Source organism: Candidatus Accumulibacter necessarius (assembly GCF_036625085.1).
Map to the genome: position 1 here is coordinate 42,562 of NZ_JAZKUM010000002.1, position 19,095 is coordinate 61,656.

Annotated in this window: 25 protein-coding genes and 1 pseudogene; 13 read left to right on the top strand and 13 right to left on the bottom strand. The window is 66.6% G+C overall.

Annotation, left to right across the window (positions count from 1 at the left end; genetic code table 11):
- Positions 1-8: 8 nt before the first annotated feature.
- From traF to V5B44_RS04445, 13 genes are all read right to left on the bottom strand, one after another.
- The gene (gene traF / locus V5B44_RS04385; protein ID WP_332357925.1) at positions 9-614 is read right to left on the bottom strand and encodes a conjugative transfer signal peptidase TraF; all 606 of its coding nucleotides are present in this window, start codon (positions 612-614) and stop codon (positions 9-11) included.
- Complete coding sequence (locus V5B44_RS04390) at positions 611-979, bottom strand: hypothetical protein (RefSeq protein WP_332357926.1); 369 nt, start codon at positions 977-979, stop codon at positions 611-613. The genes traF and V5B44_RS04390 overlap by 4 nt, the downstream gene beginning before the upstream one ends.
- Positions 976-3,495, bottom strand: a complete 2,520-nt coding sequence (traC, locus tag V5B44_RS04395; protein ID WP_332358550.1) for a type IV secretion system protein TraC — start codon at positions 3,493-3,495, stop codon at positions 976-978. The genes V5B44_RS04390 and traC overlap by 4 nt, the downstream gene beginning before the upstream one ends.
- A 55-nt stretch (positions 3,496-3,550) precedes the next feature.
- Positions 3,551-4,138 (bottom strand): TraV family lipoprotein, encoded by a 588-nt coding sequence (locus tag V5B44_RS04400; protein ID WP_332357927.1) that lies wholly within the window; start codon positions 4,136-4,138, stop codon positions 3,551-3,553.
- A complete protein-coding gene (locus tag V5B44_RS04405; protein WP_332357928.1) occupies positions 4,135-4,971 on the bottom strand; it encodes a DsbC family protein in 837 nt (278 codons plus the stop codon). The genes V5B44_RS04400 and V5B44_RS04405 overlap by 4 nt, the downstream gene beginning before the upstream one ends.
- Positions 4,958-6,379 carry a TrbI/VirB10 family protein gene (locus V5B44_RS04410; protein ID WP_434735404.1) on the bottom strand — a complete coding sequence of 474 codons (1,422 nt, stop codon included), beginning with the start codon at positions 6,377-6,379 and terminating at the stop codon, positions 4,958-4,960. Before V5B44_RS04410 ends, V5B44_RS04405 begins: the two co-directional genes overlap by 14 nt.
- Positions 6,376-7,269: a type-F conjugative transfer system secretin TraK gene (locus tag V5B44_RS04415; protein WP_434735405.1), complete on the bottom strand. Its 894-nt coding sequence runs from the start codon at positions 7,267-7,269 to the stop codon at positions 6,376-6,378. The genes V5B44_RS04410 and V5B44_RS04415 overlap by 4 nt, the downstream gene beginning before the upstream one ends.
- Positions 7,256-7,822, bottom strand: coding sequence for a type IV conjugative transfer system protein TraE (gene traE / locus V5B44_RS04420; protein ID WP_332357930.1), 567 nt, complete (start codon positions 7,820-7,822; stop codon positions 7,256-7,258). The genes V5B44_RS04415 and traE overlap by 14 nt, the downstream gene beginning before the upstream one ends.
- Positions 7,823-7,837: 15 nt before the next feature.
- Complete coding sequence (gene traL, locus V5B44_RS04425; RefSeq protein ID WP_332357931.1) at positions 7,838-8,137, bottom strand: type IV conjugative transfer system protein TraL; 300 nt, start codon at positions 8,135-8,137, stop codon at positions 7,838-7,840.
- Positions 8,138-8,167: 30 nt separating this feature from the next.
- Positions 8,168-8,518 (bottom strand): hypothetical protein, encoded by a 351-nt coding sequence (locus tag V5B44_RS04430; protein WP_332357932.1) that lies wholly within the window; start codon positions 8,516-8,518, stop codon positions 8,168-8,170.
- A 140-nt stretch (positions 8,519-8,658) separates the two neighbouring features.
- Positions 8,659-9,339, bottom strand: a complete 681-nt coding sequence (locus V5B44_RS04435; RefSeq protein WP_332357933.1) for an OmpA family protein — start codon at positions 9,337-9,339, stop codon at positions 8,659-8,661.
- Positions 9,336-9,875 (bottom strand): lytic transglycosylase domain-containing protein, encoded by a 540-nt coding sequence (locus V5B44_RS04440; RefSeq protein ID WP_332357934.1) that lies wholly within the window; start codon positions 9,873-9,875, stop codon positions 9,336-9,338. Before V5B44_RS04440 ends, V5B44_RS04435 begins: the two co-directional genes overlap by 4 nt.
- A gap of 191 nt (positions 9,876-10,066) precedes the next feature.
- Positions 10,067-10,564 (bottom strand): hypothetical protein, encoded by a 498-nt coding sequence (locus tag V5B44_RS04445; protein ID WP_332357935.1) that lies wholly within the window; start codon positions 10,562-10,564, stop codon positions 10,067-10,069.
- Positions 10,565-11,131: 567 nt separating this feature from the next.
- On the opposite strand from V5B44_RS04445, the gene V5B44_RS04450 reads away from it, so the two are divergent.
- The 13 genes and pseudogenes from V5B44_RS04450 to V5B44_RS04510 all read left to right on the top strand — a co-directional run bounded on the left by V5B44_RS04450 (position 11,132) and on the right by V5B44_RS04510 (position 19,071).
- Positions 11,132-11,458, top strand: coding sequence for a helix-turn-helix domain-containing protein (locus V5B44_RS04450; RefSeq protein WP_332357936.1), 327 nt, complete (start codon positions 11,132-11,134; stop codon positions 11,456-11,458).
- On the top strand, positions 11,449-12,402 hold the full coding sequence (locus V5B44_RS04455; protein ID WP_332357937.1) for an NERD domain-containing protein: 954 nt from the start codon (positions 11,449-11,451) through the stop codon (positions 12,400-12,402). The genes V5B44_RS04450 and V5B44_RS04455 overlap by 10 nt, the downstream gene beginning before the upstream one ends.
- 219 nt (positions 12,403-12,621) lie before the next feature.
- Positions 12,622-13,140 (top strand): hypothetical protein, encoded by a 519-nt coding sequence (locus V5B44_RS04460; protein ID WP_332357938.1) that lies wholly within the window; start codon positions 12,622-12,624, stop codon positions 13,138-13,140.
- Entirely contained in the window at positions 13,103-13,273 is a 171-nt protein-coding gene (locus V5B44_RS04465; RefSeq protein ID WP_332357939.1) for a hypothetical protein, read from the top strand. The genes V5B44_RS04460 and V5B44_RS04465 overlap by 38 nt, the downstream gene beginning before the upstream one ends.
- Positions 13,221-13,421, top strand: a pseudogene (locus V5B44_RS04470) (protein kinase domain-containing protein); the annotation flags it as partial. The gene V5B44_RS04465 and the pseudogene V5B44_RS04470, both read left to right, overlap by 53 nt.
- A 169-nt stretch (positions 13,422-13,590) precedes the next feature.
- Entirely contained in the window at positions 13,591-15,318 is a 1,728-nt protein-coding gene (locus V5B44_RS04475) for a hypothetical protein (RefSeq protein WP_332357940.1), read from the top strand.
- Between the two features lie 69 nt (positions 15,319-15,387).
- Complete coding sequence (locus V5B44_RS04480) at positions 15,388-15,690, top strand: hypothetical protein (RefSeq protein WP_332357941.1); 303 nt, start codon at positions 15,388-15,390, stop codon at positions 15,688-15,690.
- Positions 15,691-15,723: 33 nt separating this feature from the next.
- The gene (locus V5B44_RS04485; RefSeq protein WP_332357942.1) at positions 15,724-16,191 is read left to right on the top strand and encodes a hypothetical protein; all 468 of its coding nucleotides are present in this window, start codon (positions 15,724-15,726) and stop codon (positions 16,189-16,191) included.
- A gap of 7 nt (positions 16,192-16,198) precedes the next feature.
- A complete protein-coding gene (locus V5B44_RS04490; RefSeq protein ID WP_332357943.1) occupies positions 16,199-16,573 on the top strand; it encodes a hypothetical protein in 375 nt (124 codons plus the stop codon).
- Between the two features lie 98 nt (positions 16,574-16,671).
- Positions 16,672-17,190 carry an Eco57I restriction-modification methylase domain-containing protein gene (locus V5B44_RS26560; RefSeq protein ID WP_434735406.1) on the top strand — a complete coding sequence of 173 codons (519 nt, stop codon included), beginning with the start codon at positions 16,672-16,674 and terminating at the stop codon, positions 17,188-17,190.
- The gene (locus V5B44_RS04500; protein ID WP_332357945.1) at positions 17,085-17,426 is read left to right on the top strand and encodes a hypothetical protein; all 342 of its coding nucleotides are present in this window, start codon (positions 17,085-17,087) and stop codon (positions 17,424-17,426) included. The genes V5B44_RS26560 and V5B44_RS04500 overlap by 106 nt, the downstream gene beginning before the upstream one ends.
- Positions 17,427-18,262: 836 nt before the next feature.
- The gene (locus V5B44_RS04505; protein WP_332357946.1) at positions 18,263-18,721 is read left to right on the top strand and encodes a DUF7008 domain-containing protein; all 459 of its coding nucleotides are present in this window, start codon (positions 18,263-18,265) and stop codon (positions 18,719-18,721) included.
- Complete coding sequence (locus V5B44_RS04510) at positions 18,676-19,071, top strand: DUF7008 domain-containing protein (protein WP_332357947.1); 396 nt, start codon at positions 18,676-18,678, stop codon at positions 19,069-19,071. The genes V5B44_RS04505 and V5B44_RS04510 overlap by 46 nt, the downstream gene beginning before the upstream one ends.
- The last annotated feature ends 24 nt before the right edge of the window (positions 19,072-19,095 follow it).

Sequence of the window (19,095 nt, forward strand, 5' to 3'; positions counted from 1 at the left end):
CGCGCCTTTCAGTACAGCGGAACCACGACACCGACCACCTGCTCGGCCCGTACCAGGCCGCTGTCCTGGTAGCGCGAATCGAAGGAGTCGGGGCTGGTGCCCTGCACGTAGTAGTGCCCGGGCGGGATGACGGTGGGCGTAATCGGTACCAGCGGACTATGGTCGTAAGCCTGCATCTTGGCCACGCCGACCTCCTCGCCGTTGATCGCCACGTGCCGACCGGCGACAGTCACGGCATCGCCCGGCAAGCCCCGCACGATCTTGAAGAAGGGCTGGCCGCGCAGCCCCGGGTAACGCGCCTTCGCCTCACCATCGAAAGAGAAGACGATGAAGTCGCCACGCCGCAGGGGGTGGGGGCCGTGCTCTAGCCAGGCGATGCGATACGGCAGGCTCGGCGTCCAGTTGAAGAGCACGGGCAGCCGCGGCGTCGCATCGATGAAAAGCCGGGCATAGGCCAAGCCCCAGATCGCCAAGATCGGCAGGTAGAGATACCAGCGCCGGCGCACATGGCGCAGGAAATCGGCAAAATGTTTGACGACTCGCCGCCCTTTGCCGGGTCTGGACGCGGCCCGCGCGCCACTTGGACTCGCCTGTTGGACCGGTTCGGGGTTCATGGCGCGGCCACCTTTCTGCGCAGCTGCGCCGTCAGGTCGACGGTGTTCGGCGTCGGTCCTGCCACGGCGGTCCTGAGGATCACCAGGCAGTTGCATTCCCGCGGCAACTCATCGAGCGCGAGCGGCAGGCGCTGGGCGAAGGCCCGGGCCATGACGAGCGCCTTCTGGCGGTCTTCCTCCGAACTTGCCTTGGTGAGGATCTGGGTGAACTCGGCTTCCTTGGCGCGGTAGACCTCGGCCACATCGACCACGCCGATGACCAGAGCCGGCCTTAGCACCAGGCGGTCGTAGGCCGTGAGCGCGGCGGCCACGACGAACAGGGTGACCAGGCCGTGGGCGAGCCATTGGGGAACGGTGGTCTTCATACCGTGTGCCCCCGGCGGCGCAGCAACTCGCCGATCGCCTCGTCGATGGACAGGCCCAGGGCACGCAGTTCATCGATGGGCGCGTTGTCTTCCAACTTGTTGGAGAACAGCAGGTGGGTGGCCGGATCGAGGATGTTGCGGGCGACGCCTTCGCCGACGGGGGAGGAGATGTACACCTCGGAGAACACGCCGGCCTCGGTGCGTAGCGAGTTCAGGAGGCGCTTCTTCGGTTCGTCCATGGTGAGCCGGCCCTTGCGGTCGAGCATCTCGATGGACTCCGGTTTCTGCCGCAGCAGGAAGACCCAGTCCGAGCAGTTGAAGGCTGCTTCCATCTGCGCCGAGCCGTAGTAGTCGTCGGCGCTCTGGGTCGCGGTGCCGAGTGCGCCGCCGTACTTGCGGGCACGCCGGGCGGCTTCCTCGATCACGGCGGCCTTGACCGGATCGTCGGCGCCGATGTCGCCCAGTTGCTGCTTCAGCTCGTCGACAAACAGCACTTTGCGCCGGTTGCGGGTCAGGTACATCTCGCCGGTGATCCGGTGCAGCAGCAGGATGTTGACCACCGCGTGCAGGTCGGGGCGGCGCTTCAACTCCTCGTTCTCGATGACGATGAAGTCGTTGGAAAAATCGACGTTGTTCTTGCCCTCGAAAAAGCGCTCGTACTGCCCGCCCTTGGCGTAGGGGTTGAGCATGATGGCGAGGTCCTTGATGCGCTGGTCGCCCACCACGCCCAGTTCTTCGATGGTTCCGCCCTTGAAGGCGTCGCGCAGGCCGGTGATGCGTAGCTCGTTGCCGTATTCCCGCCAAAGCTTCAACACCATGGCCGAGATGGCCTTGTACTGGACTTCCTCCAGGGTGTGCTGCATCGAGCACATCTTGGCGATGCCGGGCACCAGCATGTCGATGTCTTCGTTGATGTCGACGATGTGGGTGAAGGGATTGAGGCAGATGTCCACGTCGGGGCGGAATTCGATGTAGGTGCCCTGGGCCTTGCGGCACAGCTTCTCGAAACTGCGGCCGAGGTCGAGCATCCAGACCTTGGCGCCGATGGCGCGGTAGGACCAGGCCATCTCGTTCATCAGCACCGACTTGCCCGAGCCCGGCGCGCCGATGATGGCGAAGTTGTAGTTGCCGAGATCGTTGTCGAAGATGTCCAGGGTCATCAGCTGCCCGCGCCGGCCGCCGAAGACCAGGGCGGGGGTGCGCGTGCCGCGCCACTCGGCGATCAGCGGCGCCATGTGGATGGCATTGGCCATGGTCTTGCGCGTGACCCGCCGCATCTTGACCAAGTCCCGGTGGAACTTCTCGGTCAGCGTCATGGGGAGGCTCGCCAGCAGCGCCTGGCGGTGCATGTAGGCATCGGCGTTCAACTGGAAGCCGCGCCCGCGCCAGATGGCATTGGCCGCTTCGTGGGCGGCGACCGCCTTGTTCGGGCCGGTGAACAGCGCCAACTGGTGATACAGGCTCACCAGGCTGCCGCCGGTGTCGATGGCATCCGCCGCCGCCGTCCAGTCCTGGAGCTTCTTATTCACGTCCGGCATCACGTCGGCCATCTTCGACTTGGCGTTCTGCGTTGCCCGCACATGGTTGGCGGTGACCACCGACTTGGTGACGTTGGGGTCCAGGACCTGCACGCCCAGCGTGAGCAGAAAAGGCGCGCTGTACTGCAAGGCCGGCTGCATCAGGTCGCCGATGAGGGAGCCCATCTGCCACAGCGCGAAGCGTTCAGGGAAACTCTTGATCGAGAAGAAGCGCGCCTCCAGCACGTCGGGGCTGGCTTCCTTCCACAGGGTGAGGCCGCTGGGGTGCGGGTCCTGGATGGTGTCGAAGTCGACGATCTGGTCGCGCAGTTCGCGGCCATCGTCGTAGTGCAGGTCCGGCGCATCGGTCTGGGAGATACGGTCGGGGTTGGTGAAAAGGGCGCACCAGTTGATCAGGTCGGCGGCATCGCAGACGCGGTTGGGGAGCGAGGCCGAGCGCAGGGTGGACGACAGGGAATCGCGCAGCGCCATCAACTCGTCGCGCTTGTTCAGATCCTCGGGGTCGCCGGGAAAAGCGACGCTCAGCATCAAGCGGAAATCCCGGATCGTGTAGTGGAAGCCGGCGGTGAGCGACTTCTGCGCGCCTTGCAGCAGGTGGCCGACACGCTGGCGGGCGAGTTTCCTGAACAGGTTCCCGTTGCGGGCCGGCCGGCCCCATTGCTTGGCCTGCTCCGCCTGATCCTCGTCCTCGACCCGCAGGTTGGCGTAGTGGCGCAACTGGGTGCGCACCTGGGGCGAGCCGAACAGGTGGAACTGGATGCCTGTGCCGGGCGGGCAGTTGGCATAGAGCGAGACCAGGACTTCCGCCATGCGCTCGTCGGCGCCCGACTGGGGCATGAGTTCGAGCATGACGCCCATGCTGTCGCGGTTGACGAAGATTTTTTCGGGGGCGAGATAGGCGGAGTAGGGCAGCCAGTTGGCGAACTGCTCGGCCGGCGTATCCACGGGCTGGGCGAAGGGGAAGCGCTGCGTCTGCATGCGGTCGCGATGGGGGCCGAGCGGGGGATTGCTGTGGGGGGCGTTCATGGCGACCTCACTGCGTACGGTTGGCATTGGGCCCGGCGAACGGGGGGCGTTGGGGCAAGATCGGCGCGGCCGGCGCGTTGGTGCCGGCGTTCGGCTCGCCGGTGGTTTCCGTTGCTGACTTGGGTGGCGCCTTGAGTGGCGCATAGGCGTCGCGGATCTGGCGCTGCACGTGGTCGATCAGCCACTGGCCGTTGTCCACCTGCACATAGACGTAGCCCTGGTCGTAGAGATCGCTATCGGCGTCTTCCCAAGGCTTGATCCACAAGCGCAGCAGGCGGGCCTGGGAGCGCAAGGGGCTGGGAGTGACCGCCGTGTCGGCATTGCCGGTGGCTACTGACGATGGGGTGGGCCGGGCCGATTGGGGCGGATTCGCTTCGGATGCCTCTTTTCGCGGGGCGGCCGACCGTTTGGTCCGTTGGCTGGGCAGGTTGTTGTGGACGGCGTTGGCGTAGGTGCCCGACACCGAGTCGCAGGCGACGCCCTCGGGGGCCTTGCAGGCGTATTTCGAATCGCCGCCCAGTCCGGACATGTTCATGCAGGCGCCCAAGGGGAGCAGCAGACCGAGGGTGCCGATGCGCAGCGCGAGCGTCTTCATGGCTGCTGCTCCGCGGTGGCTTGCGGCGTCGTTGGTGAAGAGATCTGCGCGAGCCGTGCTTCCAGCACCGCACGTCCCACGAAGCCCTCGGTGCGGCTGCCGTCCGCCCAGATCAGGGTGGGCGTGCCCTGGACGCCGAGTTGGTGGGCCAGTGCCAGGTTGCGGGCGATCGGGTGGTCGCAGGCGGCATCGGTCTTGAGCATACTGTCGTCGCCGTGGAGCATCAGGCGCTGCCAGGCTTCTGCGCGATCTGCCGCGCACCAGATGGCGATCGGTTTTGCCTCGCCCTGGAAAGGTAGGAGAAAGGTGTAGATGGTTGTGCTGTCGAGACTGGCCAGTTCGGGTTCCAACTGTTTGCAGTAGGAGCAGTTGGGATCGCTGAAGACGGCTACCTTGCGTTGGCCGTTGCCGCGTACCGTCTTGATCGCATCGGCGAATGGCAGTTGATCGAAGCGGACGGGGGCCGCCGCCGTGCGCGCGGTTTCCGGGGCCGATCCTCGGGCGGCATTCGCACTGTTGGCCTGCGCCAGTTTCGGGCCCGTGATGTCGCGCAGGGTCGCGGTATCGAACAGGCGGCCGAAGAGGAAGTAGCGCGGGTTGCTGGCCGAGACGTAGGCCACGTTGCCGTTCATCCAGACTTCATAGAGGCCGCCGATGGGCGAGCGGGTGACCTCGGTGAAGTGTGTGCCCGGATGGCCTTTCTGCAAGACCGCCAGCAGGCGCTTCTCGTCCGGCGTGGCGGCGTCGGCGCAGACGCACGCACCAAGCAGTGTCGCGCTCAAGGCCGCGACGAGCACGCGCCGGGGCCGGCGCAGGGGTTCAGTAGTTGCCATCGTCGGAGGTCTCCAGATAGCGGGTTTCGGGGGAGTTCGGGGAGTGGGCGAGGCGCGCGGAAGACGGGTCGCCCGCCATAGGGACGTCGATGCGCACGCCCTTGGTGATCACCACGTCGACTTCGCGGCCGGCATCCACCTCGATGACCGGGAAGGTGTTCTCGGCGAGCTTGATGTAGTACTGGGCCAGCCGGTCCAGGGCCTTGCCGACGCCGCTGCCGAGACCGGCGCGGTAGGCCTCGGCACCGGAGGCGCTGGCGACCGTGCCCAGCGCCGAGGTGCTGTATTCCGTCGATGAGGTAGCCAGACCCTGGCCGATGCCGCTGACCACGCCGGCCAGCAGCGCATTGGCGAGCATCTGGCCCTGCTTGGTGACCAGCCGCCCGCGCATGCCGACCTTGCCGTCCTCGCCATAGACGCTGCCCTGGATCTTCACTTCCAGCGTGGCACCGTCGGCCCGTACGCAGGACAGGCTCTCGGTGCGCAGGTAGGCGCGCTCGGAACTGATGTCGCCGTAGCCGGCCGCGATCACGAAGCACTCGCGGTATTCGGCGCGAAAGCGGTTGGGCAGGACCGAGTTGTCCGAAAGGCGGATCAGGACCGGGTGGGGATTGGACTGGGACTGGCCGCCGGTCGGCGCATCCAGCCCGCCCAGCAGCGTGCCGCGGGTAAAACTCACCGGCAGGAAGGTGGAGACGGTCCGGGCAACAGCTTGCGAAGTGCTGCCCGAGGCCGGGTCCGCATTGACACCGGTGTTCGCGACCGGCGCGCCGGTGCCGGTGCGGGATCGGTCCGCGACGGTGATGCGCGTGATCGCGGGCTGCGGCGCCGCCAGCGGCGTCGAGAGCAAGGCGTCGCCTGGGGTGCCGCTGGGCATCGCGCCGGCGGGCGACCCTTTGGAAGGCGGCGGGGCGGGGGGCAGGCCGGCCGCCGGCGGCATGGCGGTCGGCGTGGTCGCGACGGGGGTGGGCGCCGCCGGGGTGGCGGCCGCTTGCTGAGCCGAGGTGAGCCGCTGTTCCAGGTCCGCGAAGCGCTGCATGGTCTTCGCTTCGAAGGCTTGGGCGTTCTTGTTGAGCCGTCCTTGCTCTTCACGTTCGTTCTCGTACTGGGCGAGCTTGCGTCCGGCCGTGCCGACCCATTGATCCACCGGATTGACCTGGCCGCCGGGCGGCATCACGCCGATGTTGGTGACCGCACTCGGTTGCCCGGCGGACGCTTGGGCGGCGCCGGTCTTCGGACTGTTGCCGGTGAAGGCGAAGATCAGCCAGAGCAGCCCGACGCCGCCGGCCAACAAAGCGCTGAGCATGGCGTATTGGCGCTGCCGCGGGGAGAGCTGCTGCAACACGTGCTGCGACAGGCGTTGCGGCAGGCCGCGCAGTGACTGGAAGGGCTGCTGCGGCATAGTCATGGCGCCTCTCCTCGGCGGATCACGTAGACGCTGGTGCTCTCGCCGGGGCGCAGGTTGTGCTGCTCGATACTGACGCCGGCGACGCCGCCGGCCTCGCGATCGAACTCCGGTTCGGCCAGCACCATGGGGGCATTGCTGACGTTCTGCAGCAGGTACTTCTCGCCGATCAGGCCGCGTCCTTCGTACTGACGCACCAGCGAGAAGCGCGCCTCGATCCACAGGGGGACCGAGCGATGGGTCTCTTCGACCCGGACGTCGGGCGGCACCCGGTCCGTAGCCATCGCCACCAGCAGCGCCTTCATCGCGCGGATCGGGTTGGGTGCCGGTCCGGCTCCGGCCTGGGCCGCTGTAGCTGGCTTCAATGCCCTGGGCGTCTTGTCGCGAATGACGATGGTGTCGGCGGGCGTGTCCGCACGGCGCAATAGCAGTGTGTAGGTGGTGCTCGCCGAGGAGACGAACAGGTTGATCGGTTTCACGGAATCGCCGACCGGGCGAACGTAGATTTCGCCCTTGTCGCGGTCGCACTCCAGCACGATCTCACCGGCCGGATTGATCGCCGAACTGATGCCGCTGCCGGGCGCTGTGCTGCTCATGCCCGGCGTGGCGGGAAGGGCCGTCGCCGCGCCGCAATGACTCGAATGGATGTTGCCGAACACGTCGGTGATCGGCGCCCCGTCGATGCGGATGCGGGTCGGCTCCTTGATCGACACGATGGCTTCGACCGACACGCCGTCGCTGGCCTCGACGATCTGCAGCGCGTGGGCGGGCACGGCCGTCAAGGTGGCGATGGCGGCCGTTGCGGCGATGGCGGCACTCATCGCCCATCCGTGCCGAGGCACAAGGACGAACCGATGCGGGGATCGGGCTTGGGTTGGTTCAGTTGCCGGCATTGGGTATCTCCTTGAAACTCTTCAAATGCATGCGCGCACCGGCGTAGCTGAACTCGACCCGATAGGCCTTGAGGTCGTTGGCGGTCTCGAAGCCGTTGACCAGGGTGCGCAGGCGGCCGCGGATGACGATGCTCTGGCCTTCTTCGCTGGGCACCAGTTGCTGGGGCGCGAACACGGTGGCGGCGTTGATGCGCTTCAAGCGTTCGGCCTCCACTTCCTGCCGTGTCCTGAGCGGGCCGTACTGGTCGGGCTCGACGTAGCCGAGCAGGATGTCCTTCTTCCAGTCGATCGAAGCCGGCGTCACGTCGAGAACCAGCCAGGCGATGAAACTGCCCATCTGCTCGAGGTATTCGTTGCTGGCCTGGTCACGGGTGACCCAGAAGGTTTTGTTGAGCGAGGGCGGTACGACCACGGTGCGCACCGTCCCGAGCAGGTTGAGGATCACCACCAGGGCGAGAATCTGGCCGGCAGCGAGCGCGCCGACCGCCAGGCCCAGCCCGCGATTGCGGCGCCGCATCTCCTTGATGTCGCCGTTGAGTCGTTCGAAGTCCATGGGCTTTCTCCCTGCTTAGCCGACCATGCGGCGGATGTGCGACGGCGGCGTCGCGCGCATGGTGGTCATCGGACTGGCGGGTAGATGCCAGTACAGCCAGTGGATGGCGAAGGCCGGGTGCTTGTCCGCCTTGAGGCGCGAAATCCAGCGCGAGACGAAGATGCCCATCGCCATGCAGACGGCGAAGGACAGCCTGCTGCCGGACAGGTAGCCGACGAAGAACATGAACAGGATCGGCGCGGCGACATCGACATCCCAGAAGCCGATCTTCCATTGGTCATCGAGACGCCGCGGGATATAGGTGTCCGCTTGCATATCGGTCTCCTGGGTGTCGATGCCGCTGGTTCAGACCACTGCGCCCATGATTGCGCCGGCAATCACGAGACCCACGGCGGCGAAGATGGCGAGGCCCACATAGAACAGGACCGGGCCGAAGTTGCGTAGCGCGGAAAGCGAGATGAGCGCGACCACGAAACCGACGAATCCGACCAGGGCCTTGATTCCCGGTCCGAGCGCGGCGATCTGCGTCAGGGCCGAGGTGAGCGGCCCGGTGATCCCGGTGAAGGCGACGAGGTCCAGGGCGTAGCCGGGAAAGGTGGTGCCGAGGCCGATGACGATCATCGCCAGCAGCATCGCGACGGTCATCGGTTTGCGTGTGGCAACGCGGGGGGAAGAGACAAGCACTGCAGTGTTCATGAAAACCTCCGGGCATGAATGGAGCGTTGAAAGTGGGATAGGGGTGGGAAGGCGGGTGAGCGTAGGGATGCGCCTGCGGGTGGGAGCGCGAGCGCTCGACGGGTGAAGAACTGGGATGTGAGCGGGCGACCGGCGCGGCGTCATGGCAGGTCCCCGCCGCTCATCTGAAAGACCACCTCGGCCCGCCGGTGCTGCGTGCGGCCGGCCAGGGTCTCGTTCGACGCGATGAAGCAGCACGCCCCGCGAGCCTGCAGCGTCAGCGTGGCGGCCAGCGTCGGATGCGTCTTGCGCAGGTGGTCGCGAACCGCGATGGCGCGGGCGAAGGCCAGCGATTCATTGAAAGCCAACGGCCCGGTGCTGTCGGTGCGGCCGGTGATCGTGATGCGGGGCACGTGGAGAAGGTCGCCCGTGGCCCGGTTTAGTTGCAAACGCGCGGCGGAGCTCAGCATTGCGCTGCCCAGGCCGAACTGCACGATGACCGTGCGCGAGCTTTCCGCCTCCGTCGCAGGGTCTTGCGCCAAGGGTGCGGGGGCGACGGATTCGGCCGGGGGGACTGCGTCTTCGCGCCCGATCGGCTGGCTGGGCGTTTCCGGCGCGAGCGTCTTGGGGGTGCGGGTGGGGCATGCCGGGGGCACGCACTGCGCGAACTTGGTCCGGCGGCCGAAATCGAGCTGGGCCAACTGCGGAGGCGTCCCCGCGTGCATCCCCAATTTGGGCTCGGCCGGCACCGACGTGCGGAATAGGCTGCACGACGATGCGAGCGCGGTACAACTGGCGACGAGGCTGAGCGTAGCGACGCGGCGCAGGAAGTGGGCCGTCATGGCGAAACCTTCACCGACATCAGGGCGGGAATCGTCGTTGCCGTCGAAACCAAGTGTTTGCCCAACTGCGCGCTGCGTTGTGCGGGTAACTGGCGGTACACCCGCCAAGCGTATTGAGCGCGGGCCTCGACGCAGTCCTTGCCCTTGAGTTGCGAGCAGGCCGCGTTGTAGGCGCCGACGGCATCCCACGTCGCCCCCCGCCGAGAAAAGCTGTCGGCCAGCAGCCATGCGCCGACCCGGATGTTGGTGCAGGGATCAAAGAGTTCGGCTTCCTTGATGCCGTGACGGGACAGGGTCCGCAGGTGGCCGCTGTTGATCTGCATGAGGCCGATGTCGTAGGACCCGGTGCGCTGGAGGTGCGAGCGGCTGACGGCCTGGGGGTTCAGGTTCGACTCGACCCGGGCAACGGCATAGAGCAAGTCGGCCGAGATGCCGTAGTGCTGGGCCGCCTCCTCCCAGCAGGCCCGCGCCCAGGTGGGCGCGGTCGCCAGGAAGGCCAGGGCAGCCAGACCAGCAAAGTACAGCGGCAGACGCATGAGTCACCTCTCCAACGAAACCGGAACGACCCACCGGGGGTGGGCAGCGAGGTCTGGGCCGTCGGCGGTGCGCGGACGGTCAGGGTCGGGTTCGGGTACGTCCGGCGTCTAGCCGGGCAGGGTAACGGTGAGCGAGCGGGTCAGGAGCGGGTGGATGCCAGTCAGGAGTGCTAGTTAAGGCGTCGTAAGCCTCAGCCGGGCGGCGCATCGCGCCCGCGATGGGAACGTTCGGCCATGTTGCGGCGTGCCTGCCGCAGTATGCTGGCGCCCGAGTCATCCTCTGCCCGGCACAGGGCGACGCAGGCCGTGGTCAATTGGTCGAGCTGGAACTTGGGGTTGGGGTGCCGGTTGGCGGGCGAACGTTGAACGTCCAGCAGCAACTGATACTGCTGCCGCCACATCGCTTCGCGACGGCGGGGCGTTTGGGGCGAGCGAAGGACCAACTGTGTCCCGAGAAACTGGAAGATGCGCGCAGGGGCATCGTGATGCTCGAAGACCAACGAGACGCAAGCGCTGATCAGATCGGGGAAGCGGAAGGTTGGCGACAGGTTGTCTTCGCTACGCAACAGGCAGTAGAGCCAGTCATGCTCCTCAAGCCATAGGCGCGTCTCGATGACATCCTGTGCGCCACGATCCTCAATGCGCGGTGCAGTGCTCTGCTGGCGAGTGGTCGGTGTGGCGGTGAACATGGCAGTGACCTCGATTCCGTGGCGTCGTATTGCTCATATGAGCGCATGACTGAAGGATAGGCAGTCGAGGCTGTGGTGTCCCCCGGGAATGGGTACCTAATGCGGGGGATTTCGCCACCAGCGAATAGGCCGATAGGCCGATGAAGATCGATTCCCCTAGTATGACAAAGGTGTCCCAACCCTCCCTCTGCAGAGAGGACCTTCGCGACGACGAATCCGACGGCGGGACCTCTGCCCTTGGAATGGACGCTAGTCTCGTCACGTCGCAGCGCGATCCGGTCACGCTGTTAGCGGCCGTAGCGAACTTGAGTGACAGCTTACGGCACCTTCCCGGAGGATACGGGCCGCCCCGTAGACCCAGGTCCAATGTTGGTTCGCGCGCTTTTGTGACTTAGAGCCAGAGGATGCATTCAGTACAAGGTGCGAGTTAAGAGGCAGCTTGGTGACGGAGAATAGAAATATCCGTCAGTCACTTACTACAACGCACAATTTAATGCTGGGCGGCCACAACTCATCGGCAGTGGATCGCCGAATAGGCTCGAGTCGTGCTCCAATCCACGCTCAAATATGTATGGATATATCATTGCATTTCAACAAAACGTGCTATCCTGCGCAACACCCCGCCATAAATTGAGATTCCATGGTCCGTTCCACCTCGTCGAACTGATGCGCCGCCACCAGCTGAAAACGACCGAGTTGGCGCGGCTGGCGCACGTCAATCGCAGCACGGTGGCCGCATTGACGCGCGATCGGGCGACCCGGGTCGATCTCGCCGCGCTGGAGCGAATCTGCACGGTCCTCGGCTGCGGGCTCGGTGATTTGCTGGAAATCGTTCCGGACGAGCCTCAGCAAAACGACAACCCGCCGTTGCCGGAGCGACCTAAATGCCCATGAGCCTCAGCCGCTGGCAGGCCGTCGCCCAGTCGCAGTTCGCCTGGGAGCGCGAGGCACTGGACTGGCTGCGCAAGCAGCTTCCCGATCGCGAACCCTGGCACGCCTGGACCAACTTTGAATTCATCGACGAGGAGGGCAAGGTCAACGAGGTTGACGCGCTGATCCTCACGCCGGCGGGTCTCTTCCTCATCGAGATCAAGAGCCGGCCCGGCGTCGTCACGGGCGACGCCCACACCTGGCTGTGGGTCACCGACGGTCGTGAACGGGCCTACGACAACCCGCTGATCCTCGCCAACCGCAAGTCGAAGCGACTGGCCAGCCTGTTGCGGCGGCAGCCATCGGTATTCAAGGCGAAGCTGCGCTTGCCCTTTGTCGAGCCGCTGATCTTCCTGTCGGCCACCAGCCTTGACTGCAAACTCGGTGGCACGGCCCGCTCGGGCACCTATCTCCGCGGTCAGCCGGACAGCGAGTCCGATACCGGGATCATCGACGCGCTACAAAACGGAACCGCCAGTGCCCGCGCGATTCAGCTCAGCCGCGTCGATCATCAACACGCCCGTGTGCTCGCCCGGGCCATGGCAGAGGCCGGCATCCGGCCTTCGAACAAGCATCGCAAGGTGGCCGATTACCAGCTCGGCGCGCTGTTGTCGGAAGGAGGCGTCCTACCAGGACTGGGAAGGCACGCACACCGCGATGGAGGCCGTGCGCCGGCGTATTCGCATCTACACGGTCGCCGCTGCCGCCACTGCCGATGCGCGCAAGTCGCTGGTTCGCCAGGCGCAGCGCGAGTTCCAGATTCTCGAAGGCATCGATCACCCGGGCATCGTCAAGGTCAAGGACTACCAGGACAGCGAACTCGGCCCGGCGCTGATCTTCGATCACGACCCCAGGGCCATCCGGCTCGACTTCCTGCTGCGCGAGATGAGGCCAACTGCTCAACGTAGACCAGCGCCTGCAGATCGTCCGTGACCTGGCCGAGACCCTCAAGCACGCCCACCAGAAGCGCCTCTACCACCGCGCCCTGTGCCCGCAGAGCATCCTGGTTCAGGATGTCGCCGGCGCAACGCCACGGCCGCGCATCATGAACTGGCAGACGGGCACGCGCGAGGGCACGCTGAGGCAGCGACAGCGTCGATCCGGCGCGGCGCACGGTCGGCGGCACCATGCACGTCGAGGAGTATGTCGAGGACCCCGGCCTGGTCTATCTGGCCCCGGAAACCTCGCAGTCCGAGGCGCAGCACGGCCCCAGCCTGGACGTCTTCAGCCTCGGTGCGATCACCTATCACGTCTTCTCCGGCCGGCCGCCGGCAAGCTCGGTGCTCGATCTCGCCGAAAAGTTGCGCATCGGCCAAGGCCTGCGGCTGTCGGATGTGCTGGACGGTTGCGGCAAGCAGCTGCAGGACCTCATCCAGTACAGCACCCATCCCGACGTGATGGGCCGCTACGGCAGCATCGACGAGTTCCTGCAGGACCTCGACAAGGTCGTCGATGAACTGACCACCCCGGAGCCCGAGGCCACCGTCGATCCGGCCGAGGCCAAACCCGACGAGCGCATCGAAGGCGGCTTCACGGTTATCCGCAAGATGGGCCGGGGCTCGTCGGCCGACGTGCTGCTGGTCCGCGAGGACGCCAGCAAGCGACGAGATGATCCTCAAGGTCGCCCTCGACGCCAGCCTCAATGACCGTCTTGCCGCCGAGGGCGAAGCGCTCGTCCAAGCTCGTCATCCGAACATCGTCGAGTGGCAGCGCACGCTCACCGTCAATGGTCGGACGGCGCTGCTCATGCACAAGGCTGGCGAAAAGACCTTGGCATGACCGCATCCGCGAAGAAGCCCGCCTGTCGCTCGACCTGCTGCAACGCTTCGGTGAAGAGCTGATTCAGGCGGTCGACTACCTCGATCAGCAAGGCGTCGCCCACCGCGACATCAAGCCCGACAACATCGGCATGTCGCAGGCCGGCACCCGGGGCAAGCTGCAACTGGTGCTGTTCGATTTCTCGCTTACCAGCACGCTCGGCCGAAAACATCTCCGCCGGCACGCACCCCTATCTCGACCCCTTCCTCTCGCTGCGCAAACCGGCGCGCTGGGATCTTCAGGCCGAGCGCTTTGCGCTCGCCGTCACCCTGCACGAAATGGTCACCGGTGTGCTGCCGCGCTGGGGCGATGGCAAGACACAGCCGTCGATGCTCGATTGCGAAGCGACGCTGGCCAGCGAGCGTTTCGACCCCTTGTTGCGCGACGGTTTCACCACCTTCTTCGCCAAGGCGCTGAACCGCAATCCGCAGAAGCGCTTCGACAACGCCGAAGAGATGCTGCGCGACTGGCGCCACATCTTCGAGGCGGGCGCGTCGGCGAGCCAGCAGTCGGCCGACCCGTTCGAAGCCGTCGCGCGCCTGGCCACCGCCAGCACCAACATGGCCGAACTCGGCTACAGCGTCGAAGCGCAGAACGTGCTCGAAGCGATGGCCATCCACAACGCGCGCGAGTTGCTGGCCGTCGATCGCGTCCGCTTCCGCTATCTGCGCGGCGTCGGCGACCGCATCCGCAAGGAAATCCGCCTCAAGGCAAAGCCTGGCCGCCATCCGGCCGGACCTCGTGCAAGGCCGCCCGACGCTGCACGAGGTCGACGACGATTCGGCATCGGCCGGCGCCATCAGCGTCAACGAGTTGGCCGCGCAGTTGCTGCCACGCCGGCCGGCCGGCGACGATCGTGCCGAAGAAACCGCACTGGCCATCTACCTCGGCCTGGAAGAAGAGGTTCGACCCCGAAGGCTCCACGCCCCTATGGACGCCGCTGGGCGTTGCCGCCAACGCGCTGGCGATCGACCGCAACGACGCTTTCCGCCGCCTTGCTGAAAGCCCGCGAGCGCTGGCTGAAGACGCCGCAGCTCACCGAACTGCGCAACCACTTCGAAAGCCTGCTCTCCACCCAGGGCGGCGTGATGACGGTGCCCGAGCTGGCGTCGGCGCTGCTCGCCATGCGTGGCTGCGCCTCGCAGGACGACGCCGAGCGGATGCGCCTGGCCACCGCCGTCGTCCGCGCCTGCTGCGAGGCCGAAGCCCACCTGGAGCGCCTGCGTTTTCAGGAATTCGAGCACCGCCCCTTGCCGCTGATCGCTGTTTCCGCCGAGTTGGCCGAATACGCCCGTCGGCTCGGCGCGTCGGCGGACGCCTGCGCGCAAGCCGAACCCTTGCTGACGCCGCAGCGAGCCCTCGAAACGCTGGAGTCGGTGTCCGCGCCGGAGGCCAACCCGGCGCTCTCGGCACAGCGCCTGCTACGCCTTGCCACCGCCGCATCGCTGCGCGCGGCGCTGTCCAGCCGGCAGGAAATCTATCCGCGCGGCATGGCCGCTTCGCTGGCCTTGCGCCAGTCGCTCGGCGCGCTGATGGGGGTGCGTTTCCTCAAGCTGAAGGACGTGCAGGATCGCGTCGCCGGCCGCTACCCCGAAGCGCAGCCGCTGCCGAAACGCCCGCTGCTCGACACACTGCTGAGCGACGTTGGCGCGCTGCTGGTCTGGCGCGACGATGCCCCGGCCGGCCCGGGCTATGTGCCTTCGACGCAAGCGCTCGGCCCGTCAGCCGGCAGCACCACGCAATACTCCCGCGCCACCACGGCCATGGAGCGCGGCTTGCCGGCGCCGGACATCGGCACCGACGAGACCTCCGCCGCTGCCATCGAGGCGCAGAAGCTGGAAGATCGCCTGGCCTATGCGCACAAGGCCGGCGGTTTTCTCGTGCTGACCGTCGAGCCGCGTCTTGCGCACCATGTCGAAGCCGAATTGCTGCGCCGCTTCGGCCGCCAGCGGGTGAGTTTCGACACGCTCATGCTCAAGGCCCTGCGCGAGCAGGCCGAGCGATGAAGGTCAACTGGAATGTCGTGCTCATGGCCGACGGCGCCGCCCCCGACCAGCACCGACTGGAGCCGTCTGATGCGCCTGGTGCACAAGGCGCTGCCGCAGGTGAAGCAGGCGCTGCTCGAAGCCACCGCCCCGGTGCTGCTGGTCAATTCGGGCCTGATCGCCCGCTATGGCCTGATGCCGCTGATCGACGACCTGCGCGACGAGGTCGGCCGGCCGGGCAAGCTCGGCAGCCTGTGGATGCTGCTGCCGATGGCGGCCACCGGTCTGCCGACCGTCGACGATGTACCCGTACCGGTCATCACTTCCACCCAGTGGGCGAATGTTCCCGTCGCCTGGGCCAAGAACCTGCACCGCGCAGCCTCCGCGGCTTGAACGCAGAAATTGCGCACGAATTGAAGCCCTCCGATGATTGATGCCAAAGTCCTGCTCGCTGATCTGACCCGCCTGCTCAAGCGGCTCGAAGACGACCTGCGCGAACGCGCGCTCAGCCCCGCGAGCGAGGTGCCGGAACTGCGCGCCCAGCTTCAGGCCGAGTGGCAGGCCGCGCGCGACGCCGAGCGCACGGCCGAGACCTTCGAGACCTGGGTCGACCAGGTCATCACCCAGGCCGGCGTGCACTGGCTGCTGAGCTGCGTGTTCCTGCGCTTCATCGAAGACAACAAGCTGGTCGACCGCCCCTGGCTGGGCGGCACGCCGAGTCGGGCCGGCTGGCGCTGGCGCGCGACCGGCACGAGGCCTACTTCCGCGCCACCCGCTGCAGAAGCGACCGCGACTACCTGCTGGCGTGTTTCCGCGAGGCCGGCACGCTGCCGGGCCTGCACACCTTCTTCGACGAGGCCACAACCCGGTCTTTCGCCTCGGCATCAGCGGTGATGCGGCGATGGCCGTGCGCAGTTCTGGCAGCAGGTGGACCCGAACACCGGCGCGCTGGCGCACGACTTCACCGACCCCGACCTGGAACACCCGCTTCCTGGGCGACCTGTACCAGGACCTGAGCGAGGCCACGCGCAAGCGCTACGCGCTGCTGCAGACGCCCGAGTTCGTCGAAGAGTTCATCCTCGACCGCACGCTGACGCCGGCCATCCGCGAGTTCGGCTACCGCGAAGTGCGGATGATCGACCCCACCTGCGGCTCGGGCCACTTCCTGCTGGGCGGCTTCCACCGGCTGGTGGACGAATGGCAGCGCAACGAGCCCGGGCGCAATCGCGCGACATCGCCCAGAAGGCGCTGGACGCCGTGGCCGGCGTGGACCTGAACCCGTTTGCGGTCGCCATCGCGCTTCCGGCTGCTGGTGGCGGCGCTGCAGGCCAGCGATGTGCAGCAAGCTGGCCGAGGCGCCGGACTTCCGCATCCATGTGGCCATCGGCGACAGCCTGCTGCACGGCAAGCGCTTTGGCTGACGCCACGGACGCATGTTCGAGGCGCCGAGCACTACGCCGACACCGGCCTGGCGCACGCCTACGCCAGCGAAGACCTGGCGAGGTGCAGCGCATCCTCGGCCGGCAGTACCACGCGGTGGTGGGCAACCCGCCGTACATCGTCGTGAAGGACGCGGCGCTGAACGCGGCCTATCGCAAGCGCTACGCCAGCTGCCACATGAAGTATTCGCTGGGCGCGCCGTTCACCGAGCGCTTCTTCGAACTGGCGCTCACTGGGCGCGACGGCCAGGCGCGGCTTCGTCGGCCTGATCACCGCCAACTCGTTCATGAAGCGCGAGTTCGGCAGCAAGCTGATCGAGCAGGTGCTGCCGCGGCTGGACCTGACCCATGTGGTCGACACCTCGGGCGCCTACATCCCGGGGCCACGGCACGCCGACGGTCATCCTGTTCGGCCGCCACCGCGCGCCGGTGGGCGACGCCGTGCGCACGGTGATGGGCATCAAGGGCGAGCCCAGCACGCCGGACGATCCGGCGCAGGGGCTGGTGTGGTCGGCCATCGTCGGGCAGATCGACCGGGCGGGGTCGGAGAGCGAGTTCGTCAGCGTGGCTGGAGCATCGGAGGCGGCGGGGCGCAGCGGACTCAAGGAAGCGATCGAGGAGCACGCAACTGCGAGGCTCAACTCCGTCATCTGCCTCGGCCGGCTTCATGGCGATCACTGGAGAGGATGAGGCTTTCCTGACTCCAACGCATCTCGTGCCAAGGCTCGAAGTCCCGGTACGAGACTTCGCCCTTGGCGATGAAGTGCGCGACTGGAGCCCTGAATTCCCAAGGGCTGGTCATCTTTCCGTACGTCAAAGTCGGGAGCAGCTTCGAAGCTCCCCGAAACTCAGCCCGGGTCTGCCTACGACCAGCTCTCTTGGCGCAATCGCAGCTACTTGCGTTCAAGAGTTATGTTCGGAAAGACCGCTGAGCAGCACGGCTTTCGCTGGGATCAGTACATGCAGTTCATCAAGGACCGTGTGGACTCAGCCTTCTGATCACCTTCGCCTTCGTCGCCACCCACAACCACTTCGTCCTCGACCGCGGCGGCAAGGTCTTCAAGCAGACGGCGCCGGTGATCAAGCTGCCCGCCGGCAGCCAGCGAGGACGAGCACCTGGGGCTGCTCGGGCTGCTGAATTCGTCGGTGGCGTGCTTCTGGTTGAAGCAGGTGTTTCATAACAAGGGCAGCACGGTGGACCAGCATGGTGCTCGACAGCGGACTGATCGCATTCGAGGACTTCTACGAGTTTAACGGGTACCAAGGTTGCCGAGCTTTCCCCTCGTCGAGGCTTGCCGCCCATGACATCGCCACCCGCTCGACACACTAGCCAACCAACTGGCCGCCGCTCAACCCGCGGCCTATTGCTGGCAGCTACTACGACTGCCTACTGCCGACCCGCGCCAGCGCTGGACGCCGCCCGCGACAAGCGACCAATTACGCCGCCAGATGATCGCCAGCCAGGAAGAACTCGACTGGCGCTGCTACCGCCTCTACGGCCTGTTGCCGACGGCGCATTGTCAGCCTTGAGCCCCGATTTCCCGCCCGAGGTGGCGCTCGGCGAGCGCGCCTTCGAGATCGTGCTGGCCCGCCGCATCGCCGCCGGCACGGAGCAGACGACCTGGTTCGAGCGCCACGGCTCCACGCCGATCACCGAGATCCCGGCCCACTGGCCCGAGGACTACCGCCAGGTCGTGCAGCGCCGCATCGACCTGATTGAGCGCGACCGCAACATCGGCCTGATCGAGCGCCCCGAGTACAAGCGCCGCTGGAACACGCCGTCGTGGGAATCGCTGGAGCAGGCCGCGCTGCGCGACTGGCTGCTGGCCCGGCTGGAATCGCCCTCGCTATTGGCCGCGCCGAGACGGCAGACGGCGCACGCCCGCCGCAGCTCACACCACCAGCCGCTGGCCGACGCGCCGGGCGCGACGCCGACTTCATGCAGATCGCCGCGCTGTACGCCGGCCATGCCGACTTCGACGTGAACCCTCGTCGCCAACCTGGTCGCCGCCGAATCCGTGCCCTTCCTGCCGGTGCTGCGCTACACCGACACGGCCTGCGCAAACGCGCCCAGTGGGAAGAGACCTGGGCTCTGCAGCGCCGCGAAGACGCCGGCGAACACGTCGGCAAGATCCCGGTGCCGCCCAAGTACCAGAGCAAGGACTTCCTGAAGACCGACTTCTGGCGCCTGCGCGGCGGCCTGGACGTGCCCAAGGAGCGCTGGATCAGCTACCCCGGCTGCGAACGCGGCGCCGACGGCAGCCTCGTCATCGCCTGGGCCGGCTGGGACCACCTGCAGCAAGCCACGGCCTGGCGACGTACTTCATCGACATGAAGGAACGCGAAGGCTGGAGCCGCG